Source organism: Streptomyces sp. HSG2 (assembly GCF_016598575.1).
GTDB lineage: Bacteria > Actinomycetota > Actinomycetes > Streptomycetales > Streptomycetaceae > Streptomyces.
The window spans coordinates 716,664-733,232 of the sequence record NZ_CP066801.1; the positions used below are offsets into that span (position 1 = coordinate 716,664).

At 71.6% G+C, this 16,569-nt stretch carries 16 protein-coding genes; 3 read left to right on the top strand and 13 right to left on the bottom strand.

Translation table 11 applies throughout. The annotated features are described in order from the left end of the window. Positions 1-32 precede the first annotated feature (32 nt). The 8 genes from JEK78_RS02675 to JEK78_RS02710 all read right to left on the bottom strand — a co-directional run bounded on the left by JEK78_RS02675 (position 33) and on the right by JEK78_RS02710 (position 8,678). Positions 33-1,181 (bottom strand): ROK family glucokinase, encoded by a 1,149-nt coding sequence (locus JEK78_RS02675; protein ID WP_200262492.1) that lies wholly within the window; start codon positions 1,179-1,181, stop codon positions 33-35. A 253-nt stretch (positions 1,182-1,434) separates the two neighbouring features. Continuing rightward, positions 1,435-2,271, bottom strand: a complete 837-nt coding sequence (locus JEK78_RS02680; RefSeq protein WP_200263956.1) for an ATP-binding cassette domain-containing protein — start codon at positions 2,269-2,271, stop codon at positions 1,435-1,437. 26 nt (positions 2,272-2,297) lie between these two features. Next, the gene (locus JEK78_RS02685) at positions 2,298-3,401 is read right to left on the bottom strand and encodes an ABC transporter permease (protein ID WP_200262493.1); all 1,104 of its coding nucleotides are present in this window, start codon (positions 3,399-3,401) and stop codon (positions 2,298-2,300) included. Continuing rightward, complete coding sequence (locus JEK78_RS02690; protein ID WP_200262494.1) at positions 3,398-4,411, bottom strand: sugar ABC transporter substrate-binding protein; 1,014 nt, start codon at positions 4,409-4,411, stop codon at positions 3,398-3,400. Before JEK78_RS02690 ends, JEK78_RS02685 begins: the two co-directional genes overlap by 4 nt. A gap of 292 nt (positions 4,412-4,703) precedes the next feature. Next, complete coding sequence (locus JEK78_RS02695; RefSeq protein ID WP_200263957.1) at positions 4,704-5,453, bottom strand: GntR family transcriptional regulator; 750 nt, start codon at positions 5,451-5,453, stop codon at positions 4,704-4,706. Between the two features lie 160 nt (positions 5,454-5,613). Beyond that, positions 5,614-6,528 (bottom strand): HipA family kinase, encoded by a 915-nt coding sequence (locus JEK78_RS02700; RefSeq protein WP_200263958.1) that lies wholly within the window; start codon positions 6,526-6,528, stop codon positions 5,614-5,616. Between the two features lie 114 nt (positions 6,529-6,642). Further along, positions 6,643-8,106 (bottom strand): IS607 family element RNA-guided endonuclease TnpB, encoded by a 1,464-nt coding sequence (tnpB, locus tag JEK78_RS02705; RefSeq protein WP_242483240.1) that lies wholly within the window; start codon positions 8,104-8,106, stop codon positions 6,643-6,645. Continuing rightward, entirely contained in the window at positions 8,103-8,678 is a 576-nt protein-coding gene (locus JEK78_RS02710; protein WP_200262495.1) for an IS607 family transposase, read from the bottom strand. The genes tnpB and JEK78_RS02710 overlap by 4 nt, the downstream gene beginning before the upstream one ends. Positions 8,679-9,001: 323 nt before the next feature. Between JEK78_RS02710 and rpmF the strand changes: the two genes are divergently transcribed. From rpmF to JEK78_RS02725, 3 genes are all read left to right on the top strand, one after another. Continuing rightward, positions 9,002-9,181 carry a 50S ribosomal protein L32 gene (rpmF, locus tag JEK78_RS02715; protein WP_200262496.1) on the top strand — a complete coding sequence of 60 codons (180 nt, stop codon included), beginning with the start codon at positions 9,002-9,004 and terminating at the stop codon, positions 9,179-9,181. After that, a complete protein-coding gene (locus JEK78_RS02720) occupies positions 9,178-10,368 on the top strand; it encodes a GTP-binding protein (RefSeq protein WP_200262497.1) in 1,191 nt (396 codons plus the stop codon). The genes rpmF and JEK78_RS02720 overlap by 4 nt, the downstream gene beginning before the upstream one ends. A 221-nt stretch (positions 10,369-10,589) precedes the next feature. Next, the gene (locus tag JEK78_RS02725; protein ID WP_200262498.1) at positions 10,590-10,892 is read left to right on the top strand and encodes a hypothetical protein; all 303 of its coding nucleotides are present in this window, start codon (positions 10,590-10,592) and stop codon (positions 10,890-10,892) included. Between the two features lie 110 nt (positions 10,893-11,002). Here the strand turns inward: JEK78_RS02725 and JEK78_RS02730 are convergent, their stop codons facing one another. The 5 genes from JEK78_RS02730 to JEK78_RS02750 all read right to left on the bottom strand — a co-directional run bounded on the left by JEK78_RS02730 (position 11,003) and on the right by JEK78_RS02750 (position 16,556). Beyond that, positions 11,003-11,770 (bottom strand): class I SAM-dependent methyltransferase, encoded by a 768-nt coding sequence (locus JEK78_RS02730; protein ID WP_200262499.1) that lies wholly within the window; start codon positions 11,768-11,770, stop codon positions 11,003-11,005. A gap of 79 nt (positions 11,771-11,849) precedes the next feature. Continuing rightward, a complete protein-coding gene (locus tag JEK78_RS02735; protein ID WP_200262500.1) occupies positions 11,850-13,067 on the bottom strand; it encodes an aminotransferase class V-fold PLP-dependent enzyme in 1,218 nt (405 codons plus the stop codon). 4 nt (positions 13,068-13,071) lie between these two features. Then, positions 13,072-14,409, bottom strand: a complete 1,338-nt coding sequence (locus JEK78_RS02740; RefSeq protein WP_200262501.1) for a pyridoxal-phosphate dependent enzyme — start codon at positions 14,407-14,409, stop codon at positions 13,072-13,074. Continuing rightward, positions 14,406-15,869, bottom strand: coding sequence for an alanine racemase (locus JEK78_RS02745; RefSeq protein ID WP_200263959.1), 1,464 nt, complete (start codon positions 15,867-15,869; stop codon positions 14,406-14,408). The genes JEK78_RS02740 and JEK78_RS02745 overlap by 4 nt, the downstream gene beginning before the upstream one ends. 153 nt (positions 15,870-16,022) lie before the next feature. Further along, the gene (locus JEK78_RS02750) at positions 16,023-16,556 is read right to left on the bottom strand and encodes a MarR family winged helix-turn-helix transcriptional regulator (RefSeq protein ID WP_200262502.1); all 534 of its coding nucleotides are present in this window, start codon (positions 16,554-16,556) and stop codon (positions 16,023-16,025) included. Positions 16,557-16,569 lie beyond the last annotated feature (13 nt).

The following is a 16,569-nucleotide window of genomic DNA, read 5'->3' on the forward strand; positions in this document are numbered from 1 at the left end:
GGGATGATCGGCAGGCGGGGAAGCAGACGGGTTCACAAGGCCTCCCGGGCCGAACGGCGCGCCTCTGCGTAGCGTTCGTACCGCTCGTAGCGTTCCACCCGGCGCCGCTTGGCTCTGCGGAAGCGGCGGGCCACGAGTCGGGCGAGGTCGGCGGCGCCGACCATGCCCGCGTCGGGGCCCAACTGTGCCCGCACGACCCTCGCCTCGGGGCGGTAGCCGCGTCCGGTGAGGTTCCGCTTGAAGGCGTCTCGGGCGGGGACGATCAGCAGGTCGCCCGCCGCGCTGACCCCGCCTCCGATCACGAAACAGGACGGGTCGAGGGCCGCCGCCAGGTTGGCGATCCCGACGCCGAGCCACTGGCCGATGTCCTGGAGGAGTTCCACGCACATGGCGTCCCCCTCACGGGCCAGCTCGGTGATCATCGGACCGGTGATGTCGGAGACGTGTCCGTCGACGTGCTCGACGACACCGTAGGCGACCGGTGACTCCGCTGCGGCCAGCTCTCGCGCCTCCCGGACCAGGGCGTTCCCGGAGCTGTACTGCTCCCAACAGCCCCGGTTCCCACAGGGGCAACGGTGCCCTCCGGGCACCACCTGCATGTGACCGAACTCCCCGGCGACGCCGTACTTGCCACGCTTGACCTGGCCGTCCTGGAGGATGGCGCCTCCGATGCCCGTTCCCAGGGTGATCATGACGAGGTGTTCCTCGCCGCGCCCCGCGCCGAAGCGCCACTCGGCCCAGGCGGCGGCATTGGCGTCGTTGTCGACCAGGACGGGTACGGACAGGCGTCCGGAGACACGGTCCCGGAGGGGCTCGTTGCGCCAGGAGAGGTGGGGCGCGAACAGCACCCGACTGCGGTCGGCGTCCACCCAACCGGCCGCCCCGATGCCCACGGCGTGCACGTCGTGCCGATCGGAGAGGTCCAGCACCAGCTCGACGATGATGTCCTCGACCACCTTGGCGCTCTTGGACTTGTCCGGGGTTTCCGTGCGGACTCGTTCCAGGATGTTCCCGTCGGCGTCGACGACGCCGGCCATGACCTTGGTGCCGCCGATGTCGATGCCGACCGTCGGGACGCGGGGCGCGGTCAGGTGGGACCGGCGCTCTCGGGTCCCCACGGTTCTCAGGACCGTGGCCCGACGCGAGCCGATGGGGGCGGTGAGGTCGCGGTAGGTGCTCATCGGGTGCGATTGTGCCGCACCGGGCCGGCGGTTGCCGAAACAGGTGGGGCCGTGCGCCCGCCCCGCGAGGGAACCGGGGCGCCGGCGCCCTTCGGAGGTAATCCGGCACGAGGGTGTCCACGGCAAAGAGCCGGCGACGCGCCCACCCGAGTAGGGACCCCCGGGACCGGCTCGCCGCCGGCCCCAACACGGGGAGACCCCGCGGGTGCCGAAACGGGCCGGCCCCCAGCCTCGCCCACCGGGCCAGGATGGTTCAGCGGGGCGGCGACACGGCGGCTCGGCCCTCGTGTCGGCGGAGTTCGTGGCGCAGGTCGTCCAGGTCGCTTCCGCCGGCCATCTCGCGAGTCAACTCCTCCAACGTGATGGCGTCCGCGGCGTGGCTACCCACCGTCGTGCCGCGCCTGAGCAGCACGAAGCGGTCTCCGACCAGATGGGCGTGGTGCGGGTTGTGCGTGATCAACACCACGCCCAGGCCCTCGTCCCGAGCCGCCGCCACGTACTTCAGCACCATCCCGGACTGTTTCACGCCGAGGGCCGCGGTGGGCTCGTCCAGGATCAACACCTTGGCACCGAAATACACCGCACGGGCGATGGCCACGCACTGACGCTCGCCCCCGGAGAGCGTGCCGATGGGTTGATCCACATCGCGCAGGTCGATGCCCAGGCGCAGGAGCTGGGCACGCGTGGTGCGCCGCATGAAGTCGACGTCCAGGCGCCGGAACGGGCCGACCCCCTTGCGGGGTTCGGAGCCCAGGAAGAAGTTCCGCCAGACAGGCATCAGGGGGACGACGGCGAGATCCTGGTAGACGGTGGCGATGCCGAGGTCCAAGGCCTCCCTGGGGGAGGCCGGCCGGGACTCGACGCCCTCGATCGTCAGCGTGCCCGAGTCGTGCTGATGAAACCCGGCGATGATCTTGATGAGGGTGGACTTGCCCGCGCCGTTGTCGCCGAGGACGCAGGTGATCTCGCCGGCGCGTACCTCCAGCGAGACGTCCTCCAGGGCGCGGACACCCCCGAAGCGCTTGCCCACGCCGCACAACGACACCAGTGCGGGTTCCGTCTCGGCGTTGGAGTCCTCGACGTCCGACATCGTCCGGTCGGTGATCGGGCCATCGGTCATGTCGTCGCCTCCGCGCGCTTGCGGACCCAGGCGTTGAGCAGGGTCGCGAGGAGCAGCATCGCTCCGAGGAAGAAGGTGAACCATTCGGGGTTCCACTCCGCGAAGACGATGCCCTTGCTGGTCACACCGAAGATGAGCGCGCCGACGGCCGCGCCGACCGCGCTGCCGTGACCACCGGTGATCAGGCATCCCCCGATGACGGCGGCGATGATGTAGATCAGCTCGTTGCCGACCCCCTCGCCGGACTGGACGACGTCGTACGAGAAGAGCAGGTGCTGCCCGGAGAGCCAGGCGCCGACCCCCACCCCCATGTAGAGGCCGGTCTTCGTGCGGGCGACCGGCACGCCGACCGCGCGGGCCGCCTCCTTGTCGCCGCCCACCGCGAAGATCCAGTTTCCGGCGCGGGTGCGCAGCAGGATCCAACTGGCGATGACGACCAGCGCGAGCCACCACAGCACGGTGACCTTGATCCCGACCCCGCCGACGGTGAGCGTCGAGGCGAAGACGGCTCGGGCGCTGGGGAACCCCTCCATGTCGGCGATGCTCTTGGTGGAGACGGTTCCGCCGATCAGCTTGGTGAAACCGAGGTTCAGCCCGGTCAGCATCAGGAAGGTACCCAGCGTGATGATGAAGCTGGGCAGGCGGGTGCGGCTCAACAGCGTTCCGTTGAACGCTCCGATCGCCAGGGTGACGAGCAGCGAGACGCCCACGCCGACCCAGACGTTGGCGGTCATCTGGTAGCTGAACATCGAGGAGACCAAAGCCGCCGAGGTGACCAGGACCCCGGCGGACAGGTCGAACTCGCCGCCGATCATCAGCAAGGCGACCGGCACGGCCATGATCCCGATCGTCGAGGCGGCGTAGAGCACGGTGCCGAGGCTGGCGGCGCGGAGGAACCCGTCGGCGACGACCGCGAAGAACAGGAAGACGGCCACGGCTCCGACGACGGAGCCGAGTTCCGGACGTCCGAGCAGTCGTCGCGCCAGGGAGATGGGCAGAACCCTTTCGTCGTGGATCGCGACCGGGTCGGTGGCCGGCGCGGGCAGGTCCGGTCCGGTGGACGCCGGGGCTCCACCGGCGGCCTCGCTCCTCGCGGTCATCGTGTGCCCCGCCTCGTGTAGTCGGCGAGGGCGTCGGCGTCGTCCCCGGTGATGATCTGAGGACCCGTCAGGACGGGGCGACCACCGCCGAGGACGTCCGCGTTGTACTTGTACAGCCAGAGCAGGTCGACGGCCTGATAGCCCTGGAGATAGGGCTGTTGGTCGACGGCGAACCCCAGAGAGCCGCTCGCCAGTCCGTCGACGACCTTGGCGTTCAGATCGAAGGTGTCGATCTCCGCGTCGCTGCCCGTGCTCTCCTTGGCGATGACGGCGGTGTCGGCGTACGGGGCGCCGAGCGTGACGACGGCGTCCACGGCCTGGTCGGCCTGGAGCTCGGCCTCCAGGGCGGACTGCACGTCCGGCATGTTGGTGCCCTTCACGTAGAGCCGCTCGACCTCGCCGTCGAAGCGGTCCTCGACACCGTCGCAGCGCTGCTCGTGCCCCACGTTGCCCTGCTCGTGCAGCACGCACAGTGCGCGCTCGTGACCTCGTCGGTTCAGCTCCTCCCCGACGGCCTCCCCGGCGATCGTCTCGTCCTGACCGATATGGGTGAGGGCGCCCAGCTCCGCCGACACGGCCGATCCGGAGTTGACGGTGATCACCGGGATGTCCGCCTCGGCGGCCCGGGCGAGCGCCGACTTCAGGGCGTCGGGCTTGGCGAGCGAGACGATGATGCCGTCCACCCCCTTGTCCACGGCCGCGTCCACCAGCTGAGCCTGCTGCTGGGCCTCGGCGTCGTGGGAGTACAGGAAGTTGATGTTGTCCTTGACCGCGGCCTGCTCGGCACCGTTCTGCACGATGTCCCAGAAGGTGTCGCCGTCGCCGGAGTGCGTGACCATGGCGAAGGTCCAGCGCGGCGTGTCGACCGCGGCCCTCCCCTCGGCCACCGCCGCCTCGCGGGCCTCCTCCGCACGCTTGCCGCCCGTACTGCTGCAACCCGCCGCCGTGAGGGCGGTGAGGGACAGCGCGCCTGCCAGCGCGACGCCCCGCCAGGTCCGAAAACGTGCCACGAGCCCGTGTCCTCCTTGTGTGACCGGTCGACCGGTGATGATCAGTGCTCCCGCGCGGGTCGGGCGCACCCGCCACGCGACCGGCGCGGGCGGGCGTCCGAGGTCGCCTCCGGGGGCCGTCCCGGCGACCGGTGGCGCCTGAACCGCCGCGGCGAGCACCGCCGCAAACGCCCCATTCTCCGTCATGGGAGCGGCACACGGACAGTCGGTGCGACGACGCCGGGCATTTGTCCGGACATAGATGCCCGAGGTGTCCGGCGAGAACGCACCTCCGCCCCGGTGGCGATCCCGTTCAGATTCGCGCCAGCACCTGGAAGTCGAAGGAGTGCCGGGACGGCCTGTAGGCGTGCGCGCCCGACTCGACCGGTCGCCCCGTGACGTCGTAGGTGGTGCGCCGCATCGTGAGCAGCGGGGCGCCCTCGCTCTCGCCGAGCCGCCGAGCCTCCGCCTCGGTGGCGGCTCGCGCGCCGATCGACTGGTGAGCACGGTGCGGCGTGATCCCGGCGTCCCTCAGGAGCCGGTACAGTCCGGTGCTCTCCAATCGACGGGTGTCCAGATCGACGAGGCCGGTCGGCAGGTGGTTGCGGAGGTAGGCCAGGGGCTCGCCGTCGGCCATGCGCATCCGCTCCAGCCGGTGGACCTCGCTGCCCGCGGCCAGCCCGAGGGCGGCGGCCACCTCCTCGCTCGCCGGGACCAGGGCACTGACCAGGACCGTGGTGGTCGGGTCGCGACCGGCCGCCGTCAGCTCGTCGTAGAGTCCGTTCAGCTCGGGCGACCGTCCGGCCCGCGCGTGCACCACCTGGGTACCGACTCCCCGGCGACGCACCAGCAGCCCCTTGTCCACCAGGGACTGGATGGCCTGCCGCACGGTGGGGCGGGACAGGCCGAGCCGTGCCGCCAGGGCGATCTCGTTTCCCAGCAGGGTGCCCGGGGTCAGCTCGCCCCGCCCGATCGCCGTCTCCAGCCGCTGCGCCAGTTGGAAGTACAGCGGCACCGGACTGCCTCGATCCACACCGAGGTCGAGCCGCGCCGTCGGGTCCACGTCCGGTTTCGACACACCGTGAGCGTAGCCTCGCGCGGGAACGGCAGGAAGTCCAGGCGTTCTATCGTCCGTATGTCGGGACAACCTCCGCGAGGGAGGACGACGGCCGCCCCGCCCCCGCGTCCTCCGGCGGCGAGGCCGGACCGGCCCGCCGCGGCGGTCAGCGCCGGCGCTCCACCCCGTCCGACATCCGCTCCGGCCCCCCACCCGTGACCGGCACGTGTTCGAGCCAGTGCGGGCGCTCCCGTCGCGAGCGGGCCGCGCGACGCTTCTCCTCCGCCACGCGCTCTTCACTGGTGGGGAAGCCGCCGGGGAGCCAGTGCGCGGATCCGAGGACGCGCGCGTGCAGGTGGTCCACGTAGGCGCGGCGGACCTCGTCCGGGGTCGCCGGGCCGGAGTCGGTCGCCAACCACCCGTCGGGGACGGCGGCCGTCACCCGGCTCAGCAGTTCGCGGGTGACCAGGGGGGCCAGTTCGGCGTCGGCGGCCCGCACGTCGGGGCCGTAGCGTCCCAGGGCATGGTGCCTCAGGTCGTACGCCCTCAGCGGGTCGGCGTCCTCCCAGCGATGGTGGAAGACGAGGGCGGCTCCGTGGTCGATCAGCCACAGGCGCGGTCGGACGATCCCGCGCATCGGCCAGACCAGGAGGTTCGGACTGTGCACCGTGCGATCCACGTTGGCCGTCAGGGCGTCGAACCAGACGATCCGCCCCGCGGAGAGCGGATCGACGGGGAAGCCCTCCGCGAGGTCGGGCGTGAAGTCCCCGGCCCCCGGCAGGAAGTCCATCCCCAGGTTCACGCCGGAGCTGGCCCGGTGCAGGCGTCGGACCTCCTCGTGCGGCTCCCCCTCCGCGATCACGGGGTCGAAGCGCACCAGCACCAGCTCCGGGAAGCGAAGCCCGAGGGCGCGCGCCAGCTCCCCCACGATCACCTCGGCCGCCAACGCCCTGCGCCCCTGCGCGGAGCCCGTGAACTTCACGACGTAGGTGCCCAGGTCGTCAGCCTCGACGACGCCGGGGACGGAGCCCCCGGAGTGCAGCGGTTCGACGTAGCGGGTCGCGGAGACCTCTCTCAACATCTCCCCGGACCGATCATCGGCTCGCCCTTGGCTTCCATGCTCCATGCTCCCACCGCCGTTGCTCAGAGCCTCGGCGGCTCTCAGCATTTCGGGCATTTCGTCCCGGAAGGTCCGTCACATCACCAGAGCGTGAGGGCTTCGGCTTGAGTACGGTCTCTCGTTTCCCTCTGCCGCTGGTGCGGCAGGGTTGCGCCACCCGCCCCTGCCCGCCTCCGCCTCGCGGCGGGGGCGGGTGGCGCGGGTCTCACGGTCGGCTCCACGAGGCTTCGACACCCGCTTGGGGGTGTCCTGGTCTGCGGCCACTCCGGTACCAGTCACGCAGGCCGCCGCGAGGGCGGCGAGGTTGAGCGCGGCGTTGTCGTCCCGGTCGACGACCAGGTGGCAGGCGTCGCATTCGAAGGTCCGCACGTGCAGCGGCAGCTTGGCTTTCACTCCGCCGCACCCGGAACAGGTCTTCGAGGAGGGGTACCAGCGGTCCGCCACGATCATGCGGGTGGCGTGGCGCTGACGGGTCTTGTAGGTGAGCCGGCGGCGGATCTCCCCGAACCCGGCATCGGCGATGCGGCGGGCCAGACGCCGGTTGCGGAGCATCCCGGCGACGTTGAGGTCCTCGACCACGACGGTGCCGTACTCGGCGGCCACGGCCGTGGTGAGCTTGTGCAGGGCGTCCTCGCGGAGGTTCGCCACCCGGTGATGCACGCGGTTGCGGGCCGCGTTGGCCTTCTCCCAGCGGCGGGACGGCCTCTGCCCGGTGCGCCGGTCGGGGCCCTGCCGCCTGGACACGGTCCGGGAGGCGCGGCGCAGCTGCGCGCGGGCGGCGTCGTAGTGGCCCGGGTTCGCGACGGTGCGGATCTGGCCGGTGCTGTCGGCCAACACGGCGAGGGTCTTCACACCGAGATCGATGCCGACTGCCGCATCCGGGCGAGCCACGCGCACGATGTCACGCTTGACCTCGACCTGGAGGGAGGCGAACCAGCGTCCGCGCTCGTGCCGCACGGTCGCGGACAGGATCCGGGCTGTCCCGGCCTGGACGCGGCCGAGGAGCTTCACCATCGGCTCGTGGGTGCGCAGCGTGCCGAGCCGGGGGAGGGTGACGTGCCGGCCGTCGGCGTCCACACGGATGGTGCCCGTGGTGAACCGGCAGGAAAGACGCGCCTTGTGCTTCGACTTGAACCGGGGGACGCCCATCCGGGCGCCCTTCCGCTTGCCGTTCTTCGACTTCGCGTAGTTGCCGAACGCGGCCGACGCGTTCGCCAGGCCGGTGGAGTACGCCTCCTTGGAGTTCTCCTCCCACCAGGCGGCGAACCTGGGGTCGGTGTGCTTGGCCTCGTTGAACGCCTTCCGCAGCGACGGAAGCGACCACGGCCGCCACTCGGTCGGCGACTCCTCGGGGATCCCGTAGGTCTCCTCCGCACGGCGCTGCCACCACGACGCCGTCACCCAGCCCACAGCCCTGTTGTACGCGGCCCGCGCGGCACCGCAGTGCGAACGCAGCGCGGCCTCCTGGGTGGCGTTCGGGTCCAGGGCGAACCGGAACGCCCGCACCACGAACCCGGGCCGCGGCTGGAACTTCTTCATTCGGCGTCCTCGCCGGTCGCCACGGCCACCGCGCGAGCGGCCCGGTTCCTCGCCGCCCGCCGCCCGTACAGGCGGGCGCACATCGACGTGAGGACTTCGGTGATGTCCCCTACGAGGTCATCGGCGGTCTCGGTGGGGTCGAGGACGACCAGACGCCGCCCGGACGCCGACAGGACCGCTTCGAGGTGCTCGACACCGAACCGGGCAAGCCGGTCGCGGTGCTCGACCACGATCACCGCGGCCCGGGGGTCGGACAGCACCCGGCGCAGCTCGCGCCGCCGCCCGTTCAGCCCCGAACCGACCTCGGTCACGACTTCAGCGACCGGCAGGCCCAGCCCCGTGGCCGCTTGGACCACGCGGGCCACCTGCCGGTCAAGGTCCGCTTTCCGGTCCGCCGAGGACACCCGGCAGTACGCCACGACCCGTCCGGAAGCCTCCGGGGTGGGCTCGTCGACCAGCCATGTACCGGATGGCGTCTGGCGGACCGGGACCGGCATACGGCCCTCTTTCGCCCACACCCACGCGGTCTGGTAGTGCACGCCATTGCGTGCCGCCCACTCGGAAAGCTTCACACGATCAAGATAGCGGCTGAGAAAGGATGAGATTCACTGATGTGTCACGCAACAGTTGTTAACCCCCTCCGGCGAGGAGTCCGCGAGCGGGCCCCGCCTCGGCCGCGGCCTCCGAGCCGTGCACCACCGTAACCGAACGTGACGGACCGGGAAGGTCGAGGCGTGGCGTACCGAAACGATCGGACCCCGCGACGCGACACCGGCCCGGACGGCCGCCCGCCCGTCGACGACTCCCGGGACGAGAACACCGCCCACCCAACATGAAACGACATCCGTTTTCATGTATCGTTCGGGCGTCCCGTTCGCAGACCCCGGAGGATCCCGTGGCCGTTCCCAAGCGCAAGATGTCGCGCAGCAACACCCGTCACCGTCGTGCGCGGTGGAAGGCAACCCCGCCCCAGCTGGTCACCATCACGGTGGACGGCGTGCCCTACCGGGTGCCCCAGCGGCTGGCCAAGGCCTACGAGCGTGGCCTGCTTCGCCCGGAGGGCCGAGCCGCGTGAACCACGCCCCGCCCTCGTCGCCGCTGCCCGTCACGGTCCTGTCGGGCTTCCTCGGCGCCGGCAAGACCACCCTGCTCAACCACGTCCTCGGCAACCGAGAGGGCCTGCGCGTCGCGGTCATCGTCAACGACATGAGCGAGGTGAACATCGACGCCGCGCTGGTGCGCGGCGGCGAGGCGGCGCTGTCGCGAACCGAGGAGCGTCTGGTCGAGATGACCAACGGGTGCATCTGCTGCACCCTGCGCGACGACCTGCTGGAGGAGGTGGACCGGCTGGCACGGGAGGGGCGCTTCGACTACCTGCTCATCGAGTCCTCCGGCATCTCCGAACCGATGCCGGTGGCCGCGACCTTCGCGTTCGCTCGCGACGACGGTGCCACCCTGGGCGACCTGGCCCGACTGGACACGATGGTCACGGTCGTGGACGCCGCCGGGTTCCTGCCGGAGTTGGCCGGCGGGGACGAGTTGATCGCGCGCGGCCTGGACCAGTACGAGGGCGACGAACGCACGGTCAGCGACCTGCTGATGGACCAGGTCGAGTTCGCCGACGTCATCGTCGTCAACAAGCTCGACCTGGTCGACGCCGCGTCGGCCGACCGACTGCGGGCCGCTCTCACCCGACTCAACCCCGCCGCCCACGTGGTGTCGTCCGTGCGGGGCCGCGTTCCGGTCCGCGAGGTCCTGGGCACCGGTCGCTTCGACCTGGAGCGGGCACAGCAGGCCCCGGGGTGGGTGCGGGAACTCAACGGCGACCACGTCCCCGAGACCGAGGAGTACGGCATCTCCTCGACCGTCTTCCGCTCGGCGACGCCCTTCCACCCCGAGCGACTGTGGACGTTCGTGACCGAGGGGCTGGACAGCGGCGCCTACGGACAGGTGCTCAGGTCCAAGGGGTTCTTCACCCTGGCCAGTCGACCCCGTGTGACGGGACTGTGGTCCCAGGCCGGATCGGTGGCGCGCTTCGAGCCCTCCTCCGCGCGTGACGCCGACAGCCCGCACGCTCAGGAACTCGTCTTCATCGGGACCCGCCTGGAGGCCGAACCGCTCGGCGCGGCCCTGACCGACTGTCTCGTACGGCAGGGCGAGAGGCTCCCGACGCGGGACCCCTTCCCCGCATGGGGCACCTACGGCTTCGACGAGGACTGCGCGCACGAGGCCGACCCCCTCGCGGCCGTGCCGGGGCACTGAGGCTCCGGGCCGGACGGTGGTCGCAGCCACGGCACCGTCCGGCCCGGTACGGCACACGCGCCTCGTCCAGCGTCGCTCCGGCGCGGGTCGAGGCGCGCCAGGGCGCGCGAGGTGTCACCGGCGGGCGGGCTCCGGCGCTCGGTCGTACGATGCACGTGGTACGGGGTACCCGGAGAGGTGTCAGGCCCCGCGGGCCGGGGCAGCACGAAGGAGAGCACCCGATGACCACCGAGACGGCGCACCAGCCCCACCACGATCACCCCCACCGACACGCCCAGGGCTGCGGTCACGTGGCGGTCCCGCACGGCGACCACACCGACTACGTGCACGACGGCCACGTCCACCGGACGCACGGCGACCACGTGGACGAGTGCGTGCACCCGGACCACTCCACGCACCCGGCGCACGATCACCGTCACGGACAGGGCTGCGGTCACGTGGCCGTCCCGCACGGCGACCACACCGACTACGTGCACGACGGCCACCGCCACGCCGAGCACGAGGGGCACTGGGACGACCACTGACGCCGCCGGGGCGCCCCGTCGAGCGGGCGTCCGGGGCCGAGGACGGCGCCCCGCTCGACGGGCGACCGCGGGCGGGGCCGCGTCATGTGTGGGCCACGAGACGCCGGGTGTCAGAGTCTGCGTGCCACCACCACCCGGCTGTCACCCACCTGCCACACCGGTGTCAGTTCTCCGAAACCCGCCTCCGTCAGCAGGTCGGAGTGGCGGCACAGCGGAAGGTGACCGCTGCCGTCGCCGCCCCCGGAGGGGGCGCCGCCCCGGTCGCGCCGCTCGAACAGGTCGGCCAGTTCCGGGTCGGCCGAGGCGGCGCGCCACCACGAGAGCCAGTCCTCCTCCGGGTGCCCGCCCGCGCGTTCCGCCCTCCGACGCCCCACGTGGGCGGTGAGGTCACCGCAGGAGCCCGCGTCGGGCGGGAAGTGATCGCCGTTGACCAGCGCTCCACCCGCCGGGAGGAGGACGCCCAGCGCCCGGTAGGTCTCGCTCAGGGCGCCGACGGGAAGGCAGTGGAGCGCGGTCGTCGAGACGGCGACGTCCGGGGCGCGCCGCAGTTCCAGGGCGTCGGTCCAACCGGCCTCGCCGATGACCGTGCGCACGTACCGGGCGGCGTCGGCGTGGTGGGTGCGCCCCAGCTCCAGCAGGACGGGGTCGGAGTCGACGGCGACGATCTCCGCGTGCGGCATCCGCCGGGCGAGTCTGGCGGCCAGGGAGCCCGGGCCGCACCCGAGGTCCAGCAGGAGCGGTCGGGTGCGACCGGCGCACAGGTGCTCCACGAGGTCGGCGATCACGGTGAACCGCTCCTCGCGGTCGACGGCGTACCGCCGCTGCTGCCGTTCCCAGCGTTCCACCCACGCCTTGGCCGACTCCATGCTCACGCCCATCCGGTCGCGCTCCTCTTCCGTCCCACTCGCCCGCCGCGCCACGGGCAATCTACAGGTGGAAACGGTTATCAAGAGCTGCTTAGTTCAACTCGTCGAGAACGTTCAGCAACCGATCGATCTCGTCGTCGGTGTTGTACACGTGCAGACTCACCCGTACCGATCCCTCCCTGGTGTCGGCACCCGCCTGGCACAGGTTGTCGGCGCGGACCATGAGGCCGTGGCCGAACAGGATGAAGCCCAGGTCGTCGGCGGGGATGTCTCGGTGACGGAAGGTGACGATGCCGTGCCTGCGTTGCGGCGGCGGCAACGGCGAGTCGGCGGGCAGGCTCTCGGGACACCCCAGCACCTCGTAGGCGTCCAGCCGGCGCAGTCGGTCCGTCAGGCGCGTGGTGAGCCGTCCGACGTGCGCACGGATCCGACCGACGTCGAGGCCGTCCAGCCAGTCCAGGGCGGCGAGCAACGACACGATGCCCACGGTGTTCGGGGTCCCCGCCCAGCCGGTGGGCCGCAGCGCCGCGCCTCGCGTGTTGCGGGCCCAGACCGCGCCGGTTCCGGGCAGCGCGAACATCTTGTGCCCGGAGAAGACCACGAAGTCGACGTCGAGGGCGGGATCGTCCACCCGGAAGGGAAGGTGCCCGACACTCTGAGCGGCGTCGAGGCAGATGGGCACCTCGGGGCCGACCGCGTCGCGCAGCCGGTGGACGTTCATGTCGCCACCGTAGACGTGGTGGACGTGGGTGGCGGCGACGAAGCGGGTGCGTGGACCGACCGCGGAGGCGACCGCGCGGTGGTCGTAGTCGCCGGACACGGCCTGGCAGGGCAGTGCGCGGAGCCGGACGCGCACGCCGCGCTCGGCGAGCAGCCGCCGCGCCTCGATCCAGGGTTCCAGGTTGGCGCGGTGGTCACCGAAGGGGACGAGGATCTCGTCACCGTCGGCGAGGTGGTCCGTGAGCCAGTCCCGGGCGACGAGCCGGAGACCCTCCGTGGTGCCGCTGGTGAAGTGCACCTCCGAACGGTCGGGTTCGGAGTCGCCGAGGAACTCCTTGACCCGGTCGCGGGTTCGGGCGATCAGTTCGGTGGTGCGGTTGGCCCAAGGGTAGGTGCCGCGACCCGCGTTGGCGTTGCAGTTGGTCAGGTAGGCGCGGACCGCCTCCAGGACGGCCTCCGGCTTCTGCGACGTGGCCGCGCTGTCCAGGTAGGCCAACTCCGGATGGGCGGTGACGATCGGGAACTGCTCCCGCACCGCTCCGCCCCAGGTATCCGTGGCCGCCTGTGCGTCGACCGGGTCCCGTCCCACCGGGTCACTCCCTCACCAGCGGCGCCCCGGCGTCCCGCCAGGCGACGACGCCGCCGGCCAGGCTGCGGGCGTCGGGGTGCCCCATCCGGGTGAGCAGCGCCGCGTACCGCAGGGACTTCTCCCCCACCGGACAGGCCAGCAACACGGGCGTGCCCTTGCTGAACGGCAGCCCCGAGAACACCATCTCGTCGAACAGCTCGTCGACGATGTTCAACGACCCGGGGATGTGCCGGGCCGCGTAGGCGTGCGGTCCGCGCAGGTCCACCACGAGTGGGCGGGGCTCTCCTCCGGCCATCCAGCTCCGCGCCTCCTGGACGTCGACGGCGCGAGCGCCCTCCCGGACCTCGTCCTCGGTCAGGGCGGCGGCGGAATGGCCTCGCCTGGTTCGCCCCAGGAGTTCTGGGCGGCGCCGTCGTACGTAGCCGAGATAGCTCTCGGCGCGATCGCAGACGATGAAGACCGCCGTCTCGCGGCGCCCCGTGCCGTGGAGTTCGGCGTCGGCCGAGGCGAGGTGTCGGAGGGCCCCCTGGTAGGCCGCGCCGCCCGTCGGGCCGGACAGCAGCCCGCAGCGGCGGATGAGAGTGACCATGCCGTCGATGGCCTCCCGCGAGGTCACCGAGGCGATGGCGTCGTACGTCGCCGGGTCGAACAGGCCGACCTGGTGCACCTCGTCGATGGTGCGGATGCCGGGGATGAAGTCGGTCTTGTCCGCCACCAGTCCGAGCACCCGAACGCGCGCGTCGTGCTCGCGCAGGGCCCGCGCGACCCCGGTCGACGATCCGGACGTGCCCACGCAGGCCACGAACCAGTCCGGGACCCGACCCTCCAGGTCCTTGACGATCTCCGGTCCCGTACCGGTCGCGTGGGCCTCCACGTTGCGCGGGTTGAAGTACTGGTCGGTGTGCCGGTAGGCGCTCCCGGGCTCCGCGAGCGCCTGGTGGAAGCGGGTCAGCGGATCGTCGGTGTCGGTCGGGTCCAGGCACTCGCTGCGCCCCGGGAGTTCCTCGATCTCCGCACCGAGGAGAAGGAGCAGTTCCTTGATCTCCGGGACCCGCATCCGGTTGGTGACGCTTCGGAAGCGGCGTCCGTGCATCCCGGCGAGCAGCGCCAAGGCCTTGGCCGTGTTGCCGCTGGACAGTTCCACGACCGTGTCGTTGCCCCCGGAGGGGTCTTCCAGAAACGGCCGGGCCATGTGCCAGGCGGGCCGGTCCTTGACCGACCCGAAGGGATTGAGCATCTCCAGCTTGGCGTAGAGATCGATGTGGTTCAGCCCGTGCACGGCCGGGTCGATGCGCACGAGAGGCGTGTTGCCGATGGCCTCGGTGATGCTGTTGAACCTCAAGAGGTCCCTCCCTTCGGGGGCGCGGGGGGCCAGTAGTCCTCGTCGAGGCACCAGCGGCGGTCGCCCCCCGTGTCCGTGACCGCCACCGTGCGGGCGAGCGGCTGTCGCTGGGCGCGGTGGGCGTGGAAGTCCATCGCGTAGCCCGCGGTGTTGGCGAAGGCGAGCAGGTCGCCGACGCGCGGGAGCCGGGGCAGGTGGACCAGTCGACGGGTGATCAGGTCGGCTTCCAGACAGAGGTTGCCCAGCAGGTGGACGGCCGCGTGAGATCGCTCCGGGCGCGACGCCGCCTCGGCGCCGGGGCGGGGCACGAGCACCGGGTCCACCAGGACGCCGTGTTCCTCCAGGCTCACATCCCCCGCGTTCATGCCGAGCCGGACCAGGTGCCGGGCGTCCTCCGTCGGCCGCACCTCCAGGACTCGGGCGAGGGACAGCCCGCACTGATCGACGAGCGCCCGGCCCGGCTCGACGTAGAGATCGTTCAGATGCTCCAGCAACGACGTGGCCGGAGGGCGTTCGAGATCGGGTCCGGGCCGGGACAGCAGGGCGTCCAGGTAGTCGGCTCCGGCCAGGGAGCGGTGTGCCGGGTAGAGCGCCGCCGTGCCGCGTACGGTGCCCCCCTCGTTGCGCAGTCCGTAGCCGTGCCCCCGCCAGGTGAGCGGCGATCTCCGGCCGAGCACGGCCTCGCTCAGGGCCGTGGTCCAGGTCTCCCACTCCTCGGCCTCGGCGAGATAGCGGGTGCCGAACCCTCCACCGATGTCGACGGCACGCGGCCGGAATCCCCTGGCCCTGCACGCCTCGAGCAGCTCCACGCACCGCTCCAGGGCGCGGGCCTTCTCCGCGAGTCCGGTGGTGTCGAGGTGATAGGCGACGCCGGTCAACTCGACCGCGTCGTCGTGCCGTTCCAGCGTCTGCCACAGCGCCTCGGCCTCGCCGACCGGGGTGCCGAAGCGGCTTCTCCGCGACAGGACCCGAGAGCCGCCCGAGCCTCCGTCCGGCTCGAATCCCGAGAGGCGGGCCAACACGTCCACCCTGCCCATCCCGTGGTCGCGGACGAGTCCGGCGAGCGCCTCCGCCTCGCCGGGGGAGTCGAGGCTGACCGTCGCCCCCACCCGGGCGGCCAGCCACAGCAGGTCGTGGTCCTTCGGTCCGGTGACCAACAGCCGTTCGCCGGAGAAGCCGCAGCTCAAGGCATGCCTCAGCTCACCGAGCGAGGCCGTGTCGACACCCACGGCGGTCGGGTCGCACCCGGCGAGTCTGCGGAGGAGGGCACTCGACCGGTTCGCCTTGTGGGCGAAGTACACCCGGCCGGCGAGCCGGTGCCGGCGGAGGACCGACCCGAAGCGCTCGGCGTTGCGGGCCACGACTTCGGGGATCAACACGTTCAGCGGTGAACCGAGCGCGTCGCAGAGCGCGTGGAGGAAAGGCGCGTCCGCCAGCAGCGCGGCCAGCGGCGGTTCCACGCGAGGCCGCAGGTACAACGGCGCGTGCTTCACGAAGTACCCCCACGACAGGCCGGCCCGACTCGCCGCCACGACGGCGGTTCCGCAGTAGTCGTATCCAACTCGGCCCGCCGTTAAGCCTTTTCACACACGCGCGGCCTCGGCGGCACGACTCTAGGCCGAGCTTCGCCCCAGCCGCCCGAGTTCGCCGTTCAGCTCCGCGAGGAAGCGGACGACGACCTCCAGTTCCTCGGGCGCGAAGCGCTCCCGTACCGCGTCCGTACTCCGGGCCATCGGCATGAAGTAGTCCCTGGCGAGCCGCCGCCCGGCCGTCGCGTAGTGCAGGTGCACGACGCGACGGTCGTCGCGCGCCCGGACTCGCCGGACATGGCCCGCCCGCTCCAGGCGGTCCAGGCAGGCGGTGACCGCGCCGGAGGTCAGGCCGAGGCGACGACCGAGGCGGCCGGGAGTCATGGGCCCGCTCCCCCCTTCGGCATCGGCATCGGCATCGGCATCGGCATCGGCATCGGCATCCAGGATCGCTATCAGGGCCTGCACGTCCGTCAGGTGCAGGCCCTGGGAGTGCGCGAAGTCCTGTGCGATCCGGTTGAACTCGCTGTTGATCCCCCGCAGGAGAACGGCGAAGGACCGCAACCCTGTCGGGTCCTCTGCGAGAAGTGGTGCGGGGGGCAGTCCAGGACCGGTCATACCGCCAGTATAG